This is a genomic window from Streptomyces sp. TRM49041 (assembly GCF_008271805.1).
In the GTDB taxonomy this organism is placed as follows: domain Bacteria; phylum Actinomycetota; class Actinomycetes; order Streptomycetales; family Streptomycetaceae; genus Streptomyces.
Map to the genome: position 1 here is coordinate 55081 of NZ_VSRY01000065.1, position 18001 is coordinate 73081.

The following is an 18001-nucleotide window of genomic DNA, read 5'->3' on the forward strand; positions in this document are numbered from 1 at the left end:
GTCAGGCCGTTTCGTCGCCCTCGGTCTTCCGGTGCTTCCCGATCTCGATCTTGCGGCGCTTACTCTCCTCGCTCTTCGGGATGCGTACGGTGAGGATGCCGTCTGTCAGGTCGGCGTCGATCTTGTCGCTGTCGACCGCCGACGGCAGCGTGCTCCGGTAGGAGAAGTGCCCGGTTCGCCGGCTCAGCACCTTGCCCCGGCGCTCCTCGCTCAGCTCGCCGCTGATGAACAGCTCGTTGCCCTCGACCTCGATGTCGATGTTCTCCGCGGGTACGCCGGGCAGCTCCGCCCGCACCACGTACGCGTTCTCCTCTTCCTTTTCCTCCGCCATGGGCATCCAGGCCCCGGCGGTGGCAGCGGGGGCGGCGGCTCGCTCCAGGAGCCTGCCCATCTCGTTCCACATGTTCTCGAACTCGCCGAAGGGGTCCAACGCCCCGAACAGCGGCCGGCGGCCTTCCTCCAGGGCGCCACTACGGCGTATCGGCAGAGCCATGGGTGTCCTCCCATCACTGTGTGTGCTGTCTGGCGGGCGAGATGCCTGCTCTCGTCGGGTTACCGAGGGCGGCTCGGCTATTCAGCGATGCCGGGCAGGGCCGGGTCCGGGTCAGGACGTCCGGTCGTCCGGGTCGGTCGGGGCGGCGGTACGTCGACGCTGTCGGGGGCTTCGGGGGCTTCGGGGGCTTCGGGGGCTTCGGGCTTCGGCCGCACGGCCTCGGGGCATGAGTGGGTCAAGTGAGCACACACGACTACGGAGGCGAGAGTGAACCCCGAGGACGTCCCCATGGCAGCGCCGACGGGCGAGGTCGGTGGTGTCCGGGTGAAGGAGCTGGAGAGCAAGATCGCCCAACTGGAGCAGGCCGTCGTCTCCCACGCCGTGATCGACCAGGCGATCGGGGTGGTCGTGACGGTGGGACGCATGTCCCCGTCCGAGGCATGGGACGTCCTGCGGGAGGTCTCGATGTGCACCAACATCAAGCTCCGCCACGTCGCCGAACTCGTCGTCCACTGGGGTCGGACCGGGGTCTGCGCGGCCGACATCCGCGGGGAACTGGTCCGAAGGATCGCCAGTCCCGGCTGAACAGACCCGAGTCCCCGGCGACGGTGCCGCGCCCTTCCGGCCGGGACGTGTGAGGCGCCCCGGGCGAGGGGCGCAGACGGAGCGTTTATGTTCAAACAATAATTGACCTTGCTTTGCTCTTCCTTGTTCCCGCCTTGTCTCTGTGCTGGTCAAGGAGGTCGAAGAGTGGAGGCCGACACCCAGCGGGTGGCGAGCCACCCGATCAGACGACCTCCACGAGGTGGAAAACAAGCATGTCCTCGCGTCTCATACGCATGGCCGCGATAGCCGGCGTCACCGCCCTCACCGCCTTGACGGCCACGTCCTGCGCCGACGGAGGCGGCGGCGCGGACGCGAAGAGCTCACCGGCCGTTGCCGCCTCGCCCCAGTCCGACGGGAAGGGCGAGAAGGCCGGTAAGAAGGAGGGTGTCCACTGGGGGTACGAGGGAGTCGGCGGCCCGGCGAACTGGGCCACCCTCGCCGAGGACTTCGAGGCGTGTGAGGCCGGGCACGAACAATCCCCGATCGACCTGGACGACGAGAAGGTGGCCGAGGCCCCGGTCGACAAGGCGATCACGATCGACTACAAGCCCGTCACCGCGGAACCGGTGAACAACGGCCACACCGTCCAGGTGAACGTTTCCGCCGGCAGCAGGATCGTCATCGACGGCATCCCGTACGACCTCAAGCAGTTCCACTTCCACCTCCCGAGCGAGCACACGGAGGACGGCGAGCACAGTGCGATGGAGTTGCACTTGGTGCACGCGGACAAGAACGGCAATCCGGCCGTGGTGGGTGTGCTCATGGACGAGAAGGCCGGCACGTCCGCCTTCGCGGGCCTCTTCAAGAAGCTGCCGCCCGAGGAGGGTGCCACGGCGGAGATCACCGAGCCCCTCGACCTCACCGCGTTCCTGCCCGGTGACCGCGACCAGTACCAGTACGAGGGCTCACTGACGACGCCGCCCTGCACCGAGGGTGTCAAGTGGACCGTTCTCAAGGACCCGGTCCAGGTGGCTCCGGAAGGGGTGGCCGCGTACAAGGCGCTGTTCCCGAAGAGCAATCGGCCGACGCAGCCGCTGAACGAGCGTGAGCTCACCGCCGTAAACAAGTAGCCCCGCACCCCGCTCCTCGTCCCTCGCGGACGGCGCGGACAGCGCGGACGGGTGGCGTCAGCCCCTCTCCGGGGGCCTCCACGACCGTGCGGTGTCATGAATGTCATGGCTCTGTCGCGATGTCGGCCGCGTGGGTGCCGGTCGCCGCGGCGGTCTCTGTACTCTCCGGCCAGTTCGACGACTTGGGGGAACACCATGCGCATCAGAGCACTGTCCGCAGTGCGGGCCGCCGTGGCGGCGGTGGCCGGCGCCCTGCTGGCCACCGCCGCCGGCGCGCCGCCCGCGCGGGCCGACAGCCACGACCTGACCCCGCCCGAGATTCTCAGTGGCTCGGTCCACGGAGGCCGCACCATCGTTCTCGGGCCGAACCAGTCCCTGACGTTTCAGGCGACCGTCACCGCCAGGGCCGCCGCCGGCATCGACCCCTTCGGCGTGGAGATCATCCTTTTCGGGCCTCAAGGACAGGAGCTCCGCGGCATCGACGACCCGTGGCCGAGGTGCTCGCCCGTCAACTCCACCACCTCGGTGTGCACCGAGTGGTTCCGCATCGAGACGGGCAGTCCCTCGGTGACCAACGGGTACGCCGGCGACTGGAGGATGCGGGCGCTGGTGGCGAGCAACAACCTCGACCGGCATCCGGAGAGCAGTATCACCGTCGACCCGAACCTGAGCACGGTGCCCGTGCGGCGCAAGTCCAAGCTCACCTTCGTCGCCGCCCCCAACCCCGTCCGCCGGGGGCGCGACCTCGGCTTGCTCGGCCGCCTGACCGTCGCCGACTGGGAGGCGAATGGTTTCACCAGCGCGCCCGGGGAGTCCGTCGGACTCGAATTCTGTGCCGACCCGTGCCGGACCGTCGAGTCACCGCGCTCCCTGCGCACCGGGACGTACGGACTGACCGGGACGACCTTTCCGGCCACCCGCGACGGGTCGTGGTGGCTGAGGTACCGGGGGAGCACGGCGTTCGCCGCGACCTACTCACCGGGGGTGTGGGTCGATGTGCAGGAGAGCTGACCGGGCGGGAACCGGCCGGCTCCTTGGGCGTGACACGCGCGTTCCGGCGCTCAGGACGCCTCGCCCGGGCGGGACGGAGAGATGAGCGCCAGGCCGATCCCGGGCCGGAACGTCTTCCGCAGGACCGTCGGGCTGCTGCGGAGGACGACCTCCAGGGTCGGCCAGACCCGCGCCTCCAGCAGGTGGCCGCCCCGGGTACTGCCGTCGGCGAGTCCGAGCACGGTGTGCACATGGGCCGTCGGTCCTTGCTCGTCCTCGGCGACATCGCCGATCAGGGACAGCACCTCGCACTGCTCGTCGACCCGAATCCGGCGGTAGTCCTTCGCCGCCCGGTCGAACCAGCCGACCACCGCCGTCTCGAACGCTCCGACCGCGGTGATCTGTGCCGCGCCCACCCCCCGGTCCCTGGCGAAGCCGTTCAGGCAGACCACGGGGTCCTCACCCGGGTCCAGGACGAGCACGTGCGTCGCGCCGGAGCGCCCTTCTTCGAGCCGCTGCCACTGCATGGCCGCCGGGTACCCATCGGCGCGGCGCCGCAACACGTCACCGGCACCCCGATGCCGCTCGGGCCCGCGCCTCATGGGGCCCATCTGCCCCGCCATGCCCCCTCACACGAGTGGGGGATGCCGCGCGCCCGTTTGCACCGCGGCGACGCGGGTCACCCAGAGAGCAACCGAGAGGGGTCATATCAGGGAGGTCCGATGGCTACGGTCGCCGACCCGGCGCCCGGTCACACGACCGGCGGCCTGCTCTTCGACGGAGTGGCGACGCCCGAAGGGGGCCGTCTGCGGCCCGACACCGGGTGGCCGGGGCTCGGTCCGGAGCTCAGGTGGGCCGACGCGGAGCCGTACCGGGTGTACGGCTCCCCACAGGTGCGACGAGCGGGACGAAGGGGAGTGCGCAGCCGATGACGCAGCCATGGCGACGCCGCACGCGCGACGTGCCGGCCAGGACCCGTCCGGACGTCGCGGGGCCTCCACGGGCCCGCGACACCCTGGACCTGCGAGGACTGGAGCGCGCCCTGCGCAAGGCGGTGGAGGGGGAGGTACGCTTCGACGCCGGCTCCCTCGCGCTGTACGCCAACGACGCGTCCAACTTCCGGCAGGTGCCGGTCGGCGTGGTCATTCCGCGCACACTCGACGACGTGGTCGCCGTGCACCGGGTGTGCCACCGGTTCGGGGCGCCGGTCCTCAACCGCGGCGGCGGTACGAGCCTGTCCGGCGAGACGGTCAACGAGGCCGTGGTCGTCGACCACTCCAAGTACCTGACGCGCATCGGGGAGATCGATCCGGAGCGCGGCCTGGTGACATGCGAGCCCGGGGTGATCAACGATGAGCTGAACCGGCGGACGGGCGCGCACGGCCTGGTCTTCGGCCCCGACCCGTCCTCGCACTCGCGGTGCGTCATCGGCGGCAACATCGGAAACAACTCCTGCGGCATCCACTCGGTGCAGTCGCAGCTGTACGGACCCGGCCCCCGCACCTCCGACAACGTGCACGCACTGGAGGTCGTCACCTACGACGGGGCGCGCTTCCGGGTGGGGGTCGACGAGGAGGGCGACCTGGACCGCATCGTCGCCGAGGGCGGCCGCAAGGGGGAGATCTACGCGGCGCTGAGGGACCTGCGGGACCGTTACGCGGACGCCATCCGCGGCGGTTTCCCGCCGGTCGACGAGGTCCCGCGCCGGGTGTCCGGCTACAACCTCGACGAGCTTCTGCCCGAGCGCGGCTTCAACGTGGCCCGTGCCCTGGTGGGTACGGAGAGCACCTGCGTCACGGTGCTGCAAGCCGTGCTGATGCTCACCCCCGCCATGCTTCGACGCAGCATGGTGGTTGTCGCCTACGACGGACTCGCGGAAGCCGCCGAGCACTGCGCGGAGATCGTCGAACGCTGGCGGCCCATCGCGCTGGAGGCCCTCGACGATGTGATCATCGGGAACCGGCGGCTGCAGCACATGAACGTCGAGGAGATCCAGCGGCTGCCGCGTCTGCACGGCGGAGGGGCATGGCTGATGGTGCAGTTCGGCGCGGACGCGGCCGAGGAGGCCGACGCACAGGCCGAGGCGTTCGTGTCCTGGCTCACCGGGGAGGAGGGGTACGCGGAGGATCGCGTCCTCGTCGCCAAGAGCGCCGAGGAGGGCGGCATCGGCGCACAGCTGTGGGCCATCCGCGAGAGCGGCCTCGGCTCCACGGCCTTCCCGCCGGACGGCCCGGACCACTGGCCCGGCTGGGAGGACTCCGCCGTACCCCCCACCAGGATCGGCGACTACGTCCGCGACCTGCGCCGACTCCTGGACGACCACGGACTGACGGGCGCCATGTACGGCCACTTCGGCCAGGGCTGCGTCCACAGCCGCATCAGCTTCGACCTGCGCCACGCCGACGGCCTCGCCACATACCGGACGTTCATGGAGCAGGCCGCCGACCTCGTCGCCTCCTACGGTGGCTCTCTCTCCGGTGAGCACGGCGACGGCCAGCAGCGCGCCGAGCTCCTGGAGCGGCAGTACGGGCGCGAACTGGTCCAGGCCATGCGGGAGTTCAAGGCCGTCTGGGACCCGGAAGGGAAGATGAACCCGGGCAAGGTCGTCGACGCGTACCGCCTCGACGAGAACCTCAGGCTCGGCACCGAGTACAACCCGCCGCGCCCGAAGACGAGATTCGCCTACCCAGAGGACGGCGGCGACTTCGCCCACGCCACGCTGCGCTGCATCGGCGTGGGCAAGTGCCGGGAACCGGAGGCCCAGGGGACCATGTGTCCCAGTTTCCAGGTCACGCGGGAGGAGAAGCACACGACCCGCGGCCGGGCCCGGCTGCTGGACGAGATGCTGCGCGGCGAGGTCATCACCGACGGCTGGCAGTCCCAGGAGGTCGCCGAGGCCCTGGACCTGTGCCTGGCGTGCAAGGGCTGCACCAACGACTGCCCGGTGAACGTCGACATGCCCACGTACAAAGCGGAGTTCCTCCACCACCACTACCGCTCACTGCGCCGCCGGCGTCCCCGCCACGCGTATGCCTTCGGATTCGTCGACCGCGCCGCCCGGGCGGCCTCCCTCGTCCCCGAGCTGGCGAACCTCGCCACACACACCCCGGGAGCGGCGCTCCTGGCGAAGCTCGTCGCCGGTGTCGACCGGCACCGGACTCTGCCCAGGTTCGCGCCGATGACGCTGCAGCGGTGGTTCGCCCGGCGCGGCGGCACGGCCAACCCGTACGGCCGTCCGGTGGTGTTGTTCCCGGACACGTTCAACAACCACTTCCACACGCAGGTGGGTGTGGCCTGCGTGGAGGCCGTGGAGGCCGCCGGCTGGCAGGTCGTCATGCCGCAGGGACATGTCTGCTGCGGGCGCCCGCTGTACGACTACGGCTTCCTGGACGCGGCGGAGCACTACCTGCGGCGCGTGCTGGACGTGCTGCGCCCGCACCTGCGCGCCGGGACACCGGTGGTCGGTATGGAACCGAGCTGCCTGGCCGTCTTCAAGGACGAACTGGGCAGGCTGCTGCCCCACGACGACGACGCCGCCCGGCTGACGCGCGGCGCCTTCCACTTCGCGGAGTTCTTCGACGCCTTCGACATCCGGCCGCCCCGGCTCGACGCCGGCGGCACCGCACTGCTGTGGGGCCACTGCCATCACCGTGCCACCGGGGGGACGGGCCCGGACCGGCGCCTCCTGGAGCGCATGGGGCTGGAGGTCGCCGACCTGAAGGGCGGGTGCTGCGGCCTGGCCGGTTCCTGGGGGTACGAACCGGGGAAGTACGGCATCTCCATGGACTGCGGGGAGCAGGCACTGCTCCCGGCGGTCCGAGGGGCGGACCCCGGCACACTGGTCGTGGCGGACGGATTCTCCTGCAAGACCCAGATCGAGCACGCGGGCACCGGGCGGTACGCGCTGCACGTCGCGGAGGTGATGAAACTGGCCCGCGACGGTGCCGCCCTCGACGGCTCGCTCCAGCGCATCGAGCGGGACGCGGCCCGATCACACCCCGCGCCGCCCCTGCGCGAGCGGGCGCTGCGACTGACGGCCGCCTGCGCTGCGGGAGCCGGCCTCACAGCCCTGACCCGACGCGCCCTCCGCGGCTGAGGATCAGCTCCCGGTCGGCCGGTCAGCCGGTCCCGGGCTCGCCGCACGCCCGTCCGCCGCCGGTCAGCGCGGGCGTACGCCGGCCTCGAGCTGCTGCGCGGACCGGGCCAGGCCGTCCGCCGCCGTGGCACAGCGGTCGGCCAGGGCATCGATCAGCCACCGGAACGCCTCGGCCTGCGGGCCCTTCCAGTCGAGCGCGACGGCACCGGCCCGCAGACGCCCCGCGTGCTCCCGCAGAGTGGCGGAGTGCGCGCGCAGGCTCTCCGCCGGCGCGTTCCGCCGCTGCTCCGCACGCGGCGGGGGAATGGTGCTCACAGGCTCCTCCAGGGGGCGAAGGCGTTGGTCACGCCGTCCAGGGCCGGGGCCAGTTCGGGGTGGTGCCGCAGCAGTACGGAGACCATGGTGTTCCGGTCCACCCACTCCAGGCCCTCCGCCGTGTAGATCTCGGGCCGGTAGTCGGTGGTGAAGAACCGGTCGCTCTTCAGACGCCGGCTCGCCATCAGGACGAAGATACGGAACAGGGAGTCGCTGAAACCGAAGCCGGCCGGCCGCGGCTCGACGAGATTCCCGACGAGCGTGTCGACCCGGTCGAGCCTCCCCTCGTACAGCTCCCTCAGCAGTGGCGTGTCGGCCGGGTGCCCGCCGGTCAGTTCCTCGAAGGAGGTGACCGGGCGCTTGCGCAGCATCTGCCGGTAGGCGTTGTACCGGGGGATGCCCCGCTCGCGGTCGCGCAGGATGTCCACCGTGCCCAGGTCGATGTGCTCGCCGGTGAGCCGGGACAGGTTGCGCAGGGCGTCGGGGTGGTTGTGCAGCACGAGGGCGCCGGGATGGGCGGTTCCGAAGCTGTACAGGAGGTCGCTCATCCCGTACGTGTCGACGGCCTTGCGGGTCGTCGCGCCCTGCATGTCGTCGAAGCCGATCGTCTCGACCGCCGAGCCCGCACGGTGGTCCCGGACGGTCAACTCGTCGGGGATCAGCGGGTGCAGCCGGTACGCGGAGACGAACTCCTCCGTCATCGAGAACGGCGCCGCGTGGTGATCGGTCGGGGAGCCGAGGATGCCGCTGAGCATCTCGCCCCTGCCCACTCGCCCGTAGGTCCGCCGGACCCAACGCGGAAGCACTCCGTACCAGTTGGCGTCCATGGCGTGCTTGAGGACCGGCGTGTCGAGGATGCCGGGCGTCCACTCCACAGTGTGGATCTTGGCCATGAGCGCGGTGTTGACCAGCCGGGCGGTGTGGAAGAGCCGCTCGTCGTCCCAGGTCGGACGGTGGCCGCGCAGATAGTCGCAGATCGCGTTGTGCTCCTTGGCGAAGAGCGTGTGCAGCAGCGACAGGCCCGCCCAGTAGTCGCTGTTCATGCCCGTCCGGTCCAGGCAGGACATGCCGGGCCGGGGATCGGCGGGCAGCCGGCCGTCCTCGACGATGAGCCGCCCGTGCTCCCCCGTGCGCAGCGAGCGGCAGCGTTCCTCGTCGGAGCCGTAGATCTGCGAGCCGTCCCACCAGTGCGTGACGGTGTTCTCGTACGTCGGCGGCGCGCCCGGGGCGGTGTGGGCGACCGGGTCGGGGCGGGTGCGGTGGACGCGCATCGGGCACGTGCCACCCCGCTCGGCCCAGTCGTCGTCCTCGGCGAGCGGGACGGTGAAGGGCTCGGCCTCCTCGTTGTCCCCGTGGTTCGCCCAGCCGTGGTTCTCGAACTGGATCCAGGCCGCCGCCAGCAGGTTGAGCGAGGGGGCGGGTACGAAGCCCTTGCGGGCCAGCAGCTGCCTGCTGATCTCGCGTGGGCTGGGCGACATCAGCTTGTCGTCGGGGTCCGGGAAGACCAGGTGCAGCGGGGCGTTGCGGTCGAGCCGGGTACCCACCCTGCCCATGTCCTCGTCGTACGGGTCGTAGCCCGAGCCGTCGTACGAGCGGTAGGGCGCGAGGGAGGCGGTCCTGCGGCGACGGCGCTCGCCGCCCGCGCCGTACGTGTCGTACAGGTTCTCGCGGCGCAGGTCGTCGCGGAGCACCCGGAGGTTCAGGAGCCCGAGGGGGAGCGGGAGCTCATGCCACTCGCGGGTCCGGTTGATACGGGCGAACGCGGCCGATCCGAGGCGTTCGAGGAGGCCGGGAGGGCTTTGGTGCGACATGCCCCGGGCGGGGTCGGCGGCCCGCTGCGCGGGGATGTCCCGCACCCCCGGCGCCGGCTCGGTCCCCTCCTTCTCCTCCGGGTCCGTGTTCCGCTCGGTGGGGGTGGTGTCGGTCATGGTGTTCTCCTCAGCGGTCGTAGAGCCTGAAGCAGCGGGAGGCGGTCACCCGGCCCCGGAAGGGCGCGAGTTCCGCGTCCACGTGCGCGCTCGCCGCGGGCACATCGTGCTCGAGGTTGTGCGCGTACCGCTCGGCGGCGTGGCACAGCGGGAAGGCGTGGGTGTCGTCGGTCCAGGTGAACTCGGTAAACTGGTCCGGGAGCGCGTACGGCGAGACCGAGGAGCGGCCCTCGAGGCTGGGCACCACATCGTGTTCGTTGACGAGCGAGCACACGGTGGTACGCGGGTCCGCCGGACGCTTGCCGTCGATGGGGGAGCCGATCGCGATGACCCGCGTGACCTGGTAGATCTCGCAGAAGTCCCGGTCCGCGGCCAGGTTCATGGCGGTGATCCCGCCCAGGCTGTGGCCCACCAGCGCCAGCTCCGAGCCCGAGGGGACCATCTGGCGCAGCGCCTTGGAGACCGCCCTGGAGTACGGTGTGGCGGGCCTCGCCACGGCGTGGACGGCGCCCAGCAGGTCCTGTGGGCTCTCTCCGCGCACTCCGGCCATACCGGCCAGCTGGACGACGTACCGCCGTACCCCGTCGGGGCCCACCACCTCCTGGACCAGCAGCGTGCCGCCGGTGCCCACCATGCCGATGTTGCGTACGTACCCGGCGATCGTGCCGGAGGTGTCGAGGCGTTCGGTGAGGCCGGGGTCGGGGACGAGCGGTTCGGCGCGGCCGGGGCCGCGGTCGAGAAAGGCCCAGACCCGGGCGCCGATGCCCAGGATCGGTTCGGCGCCGGTCAGGGTGCGGCCGGTGGCCACCTCCCAGCCCGCTCCGTCGTTGAGGGGGTTCTCGTCGGTGAGCGCGTTCCACGCCAGGATGTCGGCGAAGGACGGGGCGAGGAGGGCGAAGGCGCGCTCGGCACCCTTGTTGCCGAGGATGGACCGGAAGACCCCGACCGCCTCCCGCTGGCGGTCCTCCTCGACGGCCCTGAGCACCCGGGCGGTGTCGGGGTCGCCGAGCAGCTCGGGGTGGGTGACGGCGGCGGCCCGGATGCGGGCTTTGAGGCCCGTCACGGCCAAGGTGACCGCGAGGCTCTCCCGGCTGGTGAACACCCCGGCGAGCCGGCCGATCCGCGCGAGACCGCGGCCTCGTGGGGCCCAGCCCAGACCGCTGCGGTCGGTGATAGTCCGCAGCAGGGTCAGCCGGGCGGCCATCGGCAGCCGGGTGCCGAGGGCGAGTTCGGACGCGTACCGGGCGGCTTCGCCCACGTCGTGCGCCGCGTCGGCGAGCAGACGGCACATGTGGTGCAGGGAGGAGATCTCCGGTTCTTGCCCGGTGGCGGCGGCGGTCATGGCGTCGGACTTGGCATCGGTCATGCGGGCTCCGGGCATACGGGGACGGGGTGCGGAGAGGAGGAACAGGGGGCTGGGAGCTGGGAGCTGGGAGCTGGGATGCGGGGATGCGGGGATATGGCGACGCGGTGACATGGAGCGGGTGGCGCGGGTGCCGCCGGGGCGCCCGCACCCCGCCCGCCCGGTTCAGCGGCCGGTGAGGGTGAGTCGGATGCCCGCCGAGGGGAGAATGCCGGGCAGCGGGCCGGCGGGGTCGAGGACCGGACGGCCACCCGTCACCCGATTGCCCCGCAGAACCGCCGCGGTCAGCTCGGCCGCCATCAGGAGCCCCAGGTGCTCACCGGGACAGCGCCCGCCGCCGTGGCTGAAGGGCGCCAGCCGGGTGTCCCGCGCCGCGCCGGGCCGCAGCCAGCGACCGGGCGCGAACTGGTGGGCCGCCGGGACGTGTTCGGGATCCCGCTGATGGAACAGGACGGGTACCAGCACGGCTGTGCCCGCCGGATAGTGCACCCCGCGCCACACGGTCTCGGCGCGGGTGACCCGTACCAGGTCCGGCACGATCGGGTAGAGCCGCAGTGCCTCCTGTACGCAGGCCCGCAGCCGGGGCAGTTCCGCGTGCCCGGAGTCCTCGGAGTCCTCGGAGTCCTCGGAGTCCCCGGAGTCCTCGGAGTCCTCGGAGTCCCCGGAGTTACCGGCGCGCCCGGAGTCCCCGGCGTCCGCCTCGGCCAGGGCCGCCTCCTGCTCGGCCGGATGCGCGGCGAGCAGCAGCAGCGTACGGGCCACCGTCGGGCCGACCGTGTCGAGCGCGAGCAGCCAGTGGTGGGCCTGGCCGACCGCGTCCAGAGCGGCGGCGTCGGGGCCCGCGGCGGCCGGGTGGCTGCGGGCGAGCGCGGCCAGGGTGTGCGGCTCGGCTTGGGCGGCGTACTCCTCGACGCGCGCCGCGGCCCTCGCGTACAGCGCCTCGGCGGCCGCGGCCCGCCCCTGGCGCATCCGCATCCAGTTCGCCTCCTCGCGGAGCGCGAGCAGCCACCCGGCGAGTTCCTCGTCGCCCGAGGCCGCCTCGCCGAGCACCATCCGGCGCCCGATCCGGGACACCGCGTGGCGCAGCCGGGGCAGGTCCAGCTCGCCGCCGCGGACGAGGGCGGACACCTCCTCGGCGATCAGGGACCGGAACTCCCGGCACGAGGGGTGCACCGGCCGGCCGGCGGCGAGCACGTCGTCGTTGACCCGTCGGCGTTCCTCGCGCAGATCGCCGTGGGAGCAGATGACGCCCGTGGGCTCGACCAGGGACAGCCCCTTGTGCTTGTCGGGCGCGTCCATGGCCAGGGTGCGCACCGGCAGCTCGTAGAACCGCCGGATGTCGCGCTGGTCCAGCAGGACCAGCAGCCGACCGGACAGACCGCGCACCTCCACCGGCGCCCCGCCGTGCCGGGCGCGCAGGGCCCGCAGGGTCGCGGCCGACCAGCTCTGCTGGCCGAGGGCGGAGTACGCCGCCACGATCCTGGTCCGCAGGTGGAAGGCCCCGCGGACGAAGGCGGGGAGCGTGTGAGTGGCGGCGAAGCGGACGGTCTCGGCGCGTCCCGCACGCGCGGGACGGGGCACAGGGAGGGAGGGCGCCGCCGTCGTGGCGTCGCTCCTGCCTGTCATGTCCGTCATACCTCCACGACCTTGCCGGGGTTGAGGAGGTTCTTCGGGTCGAAGAGCCGCTTGAGTCCGCGCTGCAGCTCCAGGCCGACCGGGTCGAGCTCGCGCGTCAGCCAGTCGCGCTTGAGGGTGCCGATGCCGTGCTCGCCGGTGCTGGTGCCGCCGAGAGCCAGGCCCGCGGCCATGATGTCGTCGTACGCGGTCCGCGCACGGCGGAGCTCGTCCGCGTCCGACTCGTCGAAGACGACGGTCGGGTGGAGGTTGCCGTCCCCCGCGTGACCGAGGGTGAAGATCCGCAACCGGTGCCGCAGGGCGATGTCCTCGATGGTGCCCATGAACTTGGCCAGTTCGGAGCGCGGCACCGCCACGTCCTCGATGAAGGCGGTCGGCCTGCCGCCGAGCGTGGCCGCGAAGGCCCCGATGGCCGGGGTGACCAGCCGCCGGGCCTCGATGACCTGCCGGGACTCCTCGGGCGTGGTGGCGGTGACCACGTTCTGCGCGCCGCTCTGTTTGCACAGCATCTCCATCGCCGTCAGTTCGCGGCCGGGGCCGACGTGGCTGTCGCTGTCGCTCTCGACGATGAGGGTGGCGGCGGCGTCCGCGGCCAGCATCGAGTGGCCGCGGTCGGCGACCGCCTGGGAGGTGGCCCGGTCGAGGAGTTCGAGGGCGGAGGGCACGAGGCCGGCCGCGGTGATCGCGGCGACGGCGTCCCCGGCCGCCGTCAGGCTCGGGAACTGGGCGAGCAGGGAGAGCGCGGGCGACCGGACCGGCCGGAGCGAGAGCGTCGCGCCGACGACGACGGCGAGAGTGCCCTCGGAACCGACGAGGAGACGGGTCAGGTCGTAGCCGGCGACGCCCTTGGCGGTGTCGCGTCCGGTGCGCATCCGCCGCCCGTCGGGGAGCACGACGTCCAGGCCGCGGACGTAGTCGGCGGTGACGCCGTACTTGACACAGCAGATGCCGCCCGCGCCGGTGGCGATGTTCCCGCCGATCGTGCAGCTCTCCCAGGAGGCCGGGTCCGGCGGGTAGGTGAGGCCGTGTTCGGCGACCGCGTCGTTCAGGTGCTTGGTGACGACGCCCGGCTCGCAGCGTACGAGCCGGTTGGCCGGGTCGATCTCGAGGACGCGGTTCATCCGGGCGGTGCTCAGCACGACGCACCCGTCGATCGCGTTCGCGGCGCCCGCCAGGCCGGTGCGGGCGCCCTGCGGGACGACGGGGACGCCGAGTTCGTACGCGGTGCGCATGACGTGCTGGACCTGCTCGGCGCTGCGGGGGAGGGCGACGACGGCCGGGGTGCCCGCCTCGGAGAAGGGCGCCGCGTCGCGGGAGTGGGCGGCGAGGATCTCGGGGTCGGTGTGCAGGACGTCCGCGTCGGACGGGTCGGCGAGGACGGCGCGCAGGCGGGACAGGAGGGGGGTGTCGGGGGACATACCGGCCTTCCGGAGGTCGTGGCGGCGGCTGGCCGCGGGCTTCGGGGAGTCGGGCGCTTCAGGGAGTCGGACGCTTCAGGAAGCGGATGCTTCCGCGAGTCGGACCCTTCAGAGAGGAGGGAGCTCGGTGGTGATCGGTACGTCGATGAGCACCGGACCGTCCTGCTGGGCGGCGGAGTCCCGCACGAGCTTGGTGAGTTCACCGGCGTCCTGCGCCCGGTGCGTGCGTACGCCGTAGCCATCGGCGATCGTGGCGATGTCGAGGCCTGGGATGTCGAGCCCGGGGGCGCCCTGCGCGTGCTCCAGCTGCGCGAACCACTGGAGGATCGCGTAGCGGGCGTTGCTCAGGACGACGAAGGTGACGGGGGCCCTGTAGGCGGCGGCGGTCCACAGGGCCTGCACGGCGTAGTGGACGGACCCGTCACCGATGACACAGACCACGGGCCGGTCGGGTGCGCCGAGCTGGGCGCCGACGGCCGCCGCCGCCCCGAAGCCGAGTCCGCCGCCCGCGGAGAACAGATAGGAACCGGGGGCACTGATGCGGGTGGCCTCGTGGAACTGCGGGACGTTGGACGGCGATTCGTTGACCCACAGGGTGTTCTCCGGGGCGCCCTGTGCGATGGCGGTCATCGCGGCGAAGGGCGTCAGGACGCCGTCGCCGCCCTCCGGGAAGCGCACCTGCTCGTGCGGAAGGGGAGCGGGCCCGCCTGCCGGGAGCCGCTCCGCGAGGGCCCGTACGGTCAGCGTGAGGTCCGCGACGACGGCGTCCCCGACGGGCGCCTTGGCCGCCTCCTCGGCGTCCCTGGTGAGCAGGACCAGCTCGGCGCCCTCGGGAAGGCAGGAGCCCGGCATGTACGGGTAGTAGCGGAAGACGGGCGCACCGATGACGACGACCAGGTCGTGCCCCGACAACTGCCGGCCGAGCGGCCCGATCGCCGGGACGAGCTCCCCGCGGAACTGCGGGTGGTCGCGCGGGAAGGACACGCGGGCCGAGACGGGCGCCGCCCAGACGGGCAGCCCGGTCCGCTCGGCGAACTCGACGACCGCTTCCCAGGCACCGGAGGCGTCGACGTCGTCGCCCACGACGAGAACCGCGGAGCGGGCGCCCGCGATCCGTTCGGCGAGTGCGGCGACCGCGTCCGGGGCGGGCCCCGCGGTATGTGTGATCCGGCGGTCGGCGGCCGCCTGACCGGCCCGGTCCTCCGCCTCGGTCAGCTCCACGTCGAAGTCGTCCATCGGGAGGGAGACGAACACCGGCCCGCAGGGCGGGGTTTCGGCGACCTGGACGGCCCGGGCGAGCGCGGGCGCGACATCGGCGGGACGCGGCGGCTCGTACGCCCACTTGACGGCCGGCTGGGGGAGAAGTGTGGCCTGCGGGTTGGCGAGCAGGGCCTCCATGGTGAGCATGGCCCGCACCTGCTGGCCGGCGGTGACGACCATCGGGGTCCGGTTCGCGCGGGCGTTGAGGACGGCGCCCATGGCGTTGCCGGTGCCGGGGCCGGTGTGCAGATTGACCAGAGCGGTGGTTCCGGAGGCGAGTGCGAAGCCGTCGGCCATGCCGACCACGACGGCCTCCTGCAGCCCGAGCACATACCGGAAGTCGTCCGGGAACTGTTTGAGCATCGGCAGCTCCGTCGAGCCGGGATTGCCGAAGACGGTGGTCATGCCCCTTGCTCGCAGAACGTCCAGGACCGATTCACGAACCGTGCGCATGGGGGATCCTTCCGCGCAGCCGGGGGCACTGTCGGTAATGAATCCAGCACACTGAGTGGACCTTTGTAAAAGGTGCGTTCTAAACCCCCGGGGCCGCTGTGCGGCCTTCAGCCCCCGGTCCGGCCATATGAACGCCCGCCCACGCGGTTGACGCCGCGTCCATGGGACGCGGCGGATGTCCCCCGCAGGTGTGGGGCGGCGGCGTGGCTCCCAGCGGGCTGACAGAGGAGAACTGCTCCGGCCGTACCGCGACTTCCTCAAGGCACGCTCACCCGTGGGGCGTGCCCCAGGACGACCCGGCAGCGTATCCGCCGCCGACGGCCCACGCCTGTCACGGCGGGGCGGTGACGACGACGGCGTAACTGCCGACGCCGAGCAGCCGGCCGCCCGGAATGCGTTCCTCCTCGGTCAGCAGGTGGCTGACGAGGCCGGTCTGCTCGTCGAACTCGATGTCCAGTACGGCTCCCCTGTTGTGCCCTGTCTCGGTCAGTACGGCCTTCCCGACGGGGTCGTGTGTGGCGTGGGCGTGGTCGGCGGGAGCGATCTCCTTCTCGTCGCGGATCCGGCCGCTGTCCTCCACGACGACCGCGTCGGGGCCGAACGACCGGATGTTCTGCCAGTCGAGTGTGTGGTGGGTGCGGCCCCTGGTCTTGAGACGTACGCCGGCGATACGCGCCGGGGACGGTGCGACCGTGCAGGTGGCGACGGTCCCGACCGTCTCGGCCGTCGTGAGGTCCATGACCGCCCGGCCGTGGGCGTCGGTGAACAGCATCGGTCAGTCCTCCTGAGGGTGCTCCTGGAGGTGGCGACGCAGGCCCTCGGCGGCCGCGCCGAACCCTTCCAGGTCGCCCGAGCTGTGCTGGGCGGTGGCGTCGGGGACGAGTACCCGCTCGGCCGAGACGGTGACGGGGCCGCCCACCGGGACCAGGATGCGGTGGCGCTCGGCGGTGTCGATCTCGTAGCCGGCGACCGCGGGCGTCCTGCCCGTCGCGAGGACGGCGTCCGTGATGGTTCCCAGCCGCGTGCCGCTTTGCGTCGTCAACGCGGTACCCAGCACGTCGCCCCCGCCCGAGCCCTTCCCACGCCTGCGGGCGGCCGCTGCGTCCTCCTCCAGCGCGTTCGCGTCGCGCACCATGACCGCGTCCGGTCCCAGGGAATGGACGTTGCCCCACGGCAGGGCCAGGTGGAGCGGGCCCGCCAGCAGGCCACGCCCGGCGAGCGTGAAGCAGCGGATGTTCCCCTGGACGGCGTCGAAGACGATGTCCTTCACCTGCGCGATGTCGTCCCCGGCCAGGGTGACCACCGGCATCTTGGTGATCTCGCCTGCCCGTATGTAAGTGGTCATGCTTCTCACCGCCGTTTCCTGCCGCGGGGCCGGCCCCGGCCCTGGGCGATGACCCCACCTGAGCGGCGCCGTGCCTGCAGGGACAGGGCCCCGGCGGCGAGCGCCACGACGATCGCGACAATGATGACCAGCCAGATCCACCAGTCCATCTCCGGTCCCCTTCGCTGGACGCTTCGAGATGTGTTCCTTCTTCCAGGGTCGGGCATCCGCCGCCCCGGTGGCGACCGGAGGCGGTGAGGCCGGCCCGTGGTCGGTCAGGGAGCGGGGACGGTGAGGGTGCCCTCGTCGTAGTCGATGACGATCGACCCGAAGTCGCTGAGCACGTCCGAGCCGAGCAGCCCTTGGATGTCACCGGCTCCCCGCGCCGGGCCGAGGTCGATGACCGCGACCCGTCCCGGGTCGAGCGGGACGTCACCCACCTTCCACTCGTTCACCCTCGCCACGGGGACCCTCCCGCTGCCGAGGATTCCGCTGACCGGAGCGCTCTCGCCGGTGAGCCGCAGGCCCGCCTCGTCGGCGACGTCGTCGTCGACGACGCTGGCGGAGGCGCCCGTGTCCAGGGCGAACATGAAGGGCCCCTCCCCGGCGATGGTCACCGGGACGAACGCCAGCGCCCGCCCGCCCTGCTCCACGACCCTGAGCGGTACTTCGCGGGCCGCCCCCGGAGAGGCCGGCCCGTCGGTCGAGTCGTCGTACACGACGCAGCCCGCGAGGAGCAGCGCGGCAAGCAGCACCACGGCGAGTCGGTCCTTCCGCCCACACCGCCTGTCGGGCACTCGGCCGTCCGGCGCAACCATGTGGGCCGGGGTTCCCCCTCGATCGCTTCGCAAACCCGTGTGACCAGCACCCGATCGGCTCCCCGTGCCGCGTGGTGACGGCTCTTCTCGCCGAGGTGCGGACATGATGGTGCGCGGCCCGGCACCCACTGCGCTGATCCGCATGTGTCAGTTCGCTCCCGCCCGGGCACCCGGCCATCCGTTGCCGAGCGTGCGGCATGTGGGGCACTGCACCGACGGGGTGCCCGTGCGC

Annotated in this window: 16 protein-coding genes; 4 read left to right on the top strand and 12 right to left on the bottom strand. The window is 72.1% G+C overall.

Annotated elements, in window-relative coordinates; all coding sequences use genetic code 11:
- Position 1 precedes the first annotated feature (1 nt).
- Positions 2 to 493: an Hsp20/alpha crystallin family protein gene (locus FVS66_RS04730; protein WP_149179712.1), complete on the bottom strand. Its 492-nt coding sequence runs from the start codon at positions 491 to 493 to the stop codon at positions 2 to 4.
- Between the two features lie 288 nt (positions 494 to 781).
- Between FVS66_RS04730 and FVS66_RS04735 the strand changes: the two genes are divergently transcribed.
- The 3 genes from FVS66_RS04735 to FVS66_RS04745 all read left to right on the top strand — a co-directional run bounded on the left by FVS66_RS04735 (position 782) and on the right by FVS66_RS04745 (position 3180).
- Positions 782 to 1078, top strand: coding sequence for an ANTAR domain-containing protein (locus tag FVS66_RS04735; protein ID WP_149179713.1), 297 nt, complete (start codon positions 782 to 784; stop codon positions 1076 to 1078).
- 233 nt (positions 1079 to 1311) lie between these two features.
- Positions 1312 to 2169 carry a carbonic anhydrase family protein gene (locus FVS66_RS04740; protein ID WP_149179714.1) on the top strand — a complete coding sequence of 286 codons (858 nt, stop codon included), beginning with the start codon at positions 1312 to 1314 and terminating at the stop codon, positions 2167 to 2169.
- 195 nt (positions 2170 to 2364) lie between these two features.
- The gene (locus FVS66_RS04745; protein ID WP_149179715.1) at positions 2365 to 3180 is read left to right on the top strand and encodes a hypothetical protein; all 816 of its coding nucleotides are present in this window, start codon (positions 2365 to 2367) and stop codon (positions 3178 to 3180) included.
- A 50-nt stretch (positions 3181 to 3230) separates the two neighbouring features.
- Here FVS66_RS04745 and FVS66_RS04750 read toward each other — a convergent pair whose 3' ends face one another.
- The gene (locus tag FVS66_RS04750; protein ID WP_149179716.1) at positions 3231 to 3686 is read right to left on the bottom strand and encodes a PPC domain-containing DNA-binding protein; all 456 of its coding nucleotides are present in this window, start codon (positions 3684 to 3686) and stop codon (positions 3231 to 3233) included.
- A 401-nt stretch (positions 3687 to 4087) separates the two neighbouring features.
- On the opposite strand from FVS66_RS04750, the gene FVS66_RS04760 reads away from it, so the two are divergent.
- Complete coding sequence (locus FVS66_RS04760) at positions 4088 to 7255, top strand: FAD-binding and (Fe-S)-binding domain-containing protein (protein ID WP_149179718.1); 3168 nt, start codon at positions 4088 to 4090, stop codon at positions 7253 to 7255.
- 63 nt (positions 7256 to 7318) lie between these two features.
- Here FVS66_RS04760 and FVS66_RS04765 read toward each other — a convergent pair whose 3' ends face one another.
- The 10 genes from FVS66_RS04765 to FVS66_RS04805 form a co-directional block, all read right to left on the bottom strand.
- A complete protein-coding gene (locus FVS66_RS04765) occupies positions 7319 to 7570 on the bottom strand; it encodes a hypothetical protein (protein ID WP_149179719.1) in 252 nt (83 codons plus the stop codon).
- Positions 7567 to 9498, bottom strand: a complete 1932-nt coding sequence (locus tag FVS66_RS04770) for a peroxidase family protein (protein ID WP_262386811.1) — start codon at positions 9496 to 9498, stop codon at positions 7567 to 7569. The genes FVS66_RS04765 and FVS66_RS04770 overlap by 4 nt, the downstream gene beginning before the upstream one ends.
- Positions 9499 to 9508: 10 nt before the next feature.
- Complete coding sequence (locus tag FVS66_RS04775; protein WP_262386812.1) at positions 9509 to 10864, bottom strand: lipase family protein; 1356 nt, start codon at positions 10862 to 10864, stop codon at positions 9509 to 9511.
- Positions 10865 to 11026: 162 nt separating this feature from the next.
- Positions 11027 to 12496 carry a cytochrome P450 gene (locus FVS66_RS04780; RefSeq protein WP_149179720.1) on the bottom strand — a complete coding sequence of 490 codons (1470 nt, stop codon included), beginning with the start codon at positions 12494 to 12496 and terminating at the stop codon, positions 11027 to 11029.
- On the bottom strand, positions 12493 to 13914 hold the full coding sequence (locus FVS66_RS04785) for an FAD-binding oxidoreductase (protein WP_149179721.1): 1422 nt from the start codon (positions 13912 to 13914) through the stop codon (positions 12493 to 12495). The genes FVS66_RS04780 and FVS66_RS04785 overlap by 4 nt, the downstream gene beginning before the upstream one ends.
- Before the next feature lie 108 nt (positions 13915 to 14022).
- Positions 14023 to 15627, bottom strand: coding sequence for a benzoylformate decarboxylase (gene mdlC / locus FVS66_RS04790; RefSeq protein ID WP_149179722.1), 1605 nt, complete (start codon positions 15625 to 15627; stop codon positions 14023 to 14025).
- A 331-nt stretch (positions 15628 to 15958) separates the two neighbouring features.
- Positions 15959 to 16399, bottom strand: a complete 441-nt coding sequence (locus FVS66_RS04795; protein ID WP_149179723.1) for a PRC-barrel domain-containing protein — start codon at positions 16397 to 16399, stop codon at positions 15959 to 15961.
- A 3-nt stretch (positions 16400 to 16402) separates the two neighbouring features.
- The gene (locus tag FVS66_RS04800) at positions 16403 to 16972 is read right to left on the bottom strand and encodes a PRC-barrel domain-containing protein (RefSeq protein ID WP_149179724.1); all 570 of its coding nucleotides are present in this window, start codon (positions 16970 to 16972) and stop codon (positions 16403 to 16405) included.
- Between the two features lie 5 nt (positions 16973 to 16977).
- A complete protein-coding gene (locus FVS66_RS34805) occupies positions 16978 to 17121 on the bottom strand; it encodes a hypothetical protein (protein WP_187645382.1) in 144 nt (47 codons plus the stop codon).
- A 105-nt stretch (positions 17122 to 17226) separates the two neighbouring features.
- Complete coding sequence (locus tag FVS66_RS04805; RefSeq protein WP_187645383.1) at positions 17227 to 17709, bottom strand: retropepsin-like aspartic protease; 483 nt, start codon at positions 17707 to 17709, stop codon at positions 17227 to 17229.
- Positions 17710 to 18001 lie beyond the last annotated feature (292 nt).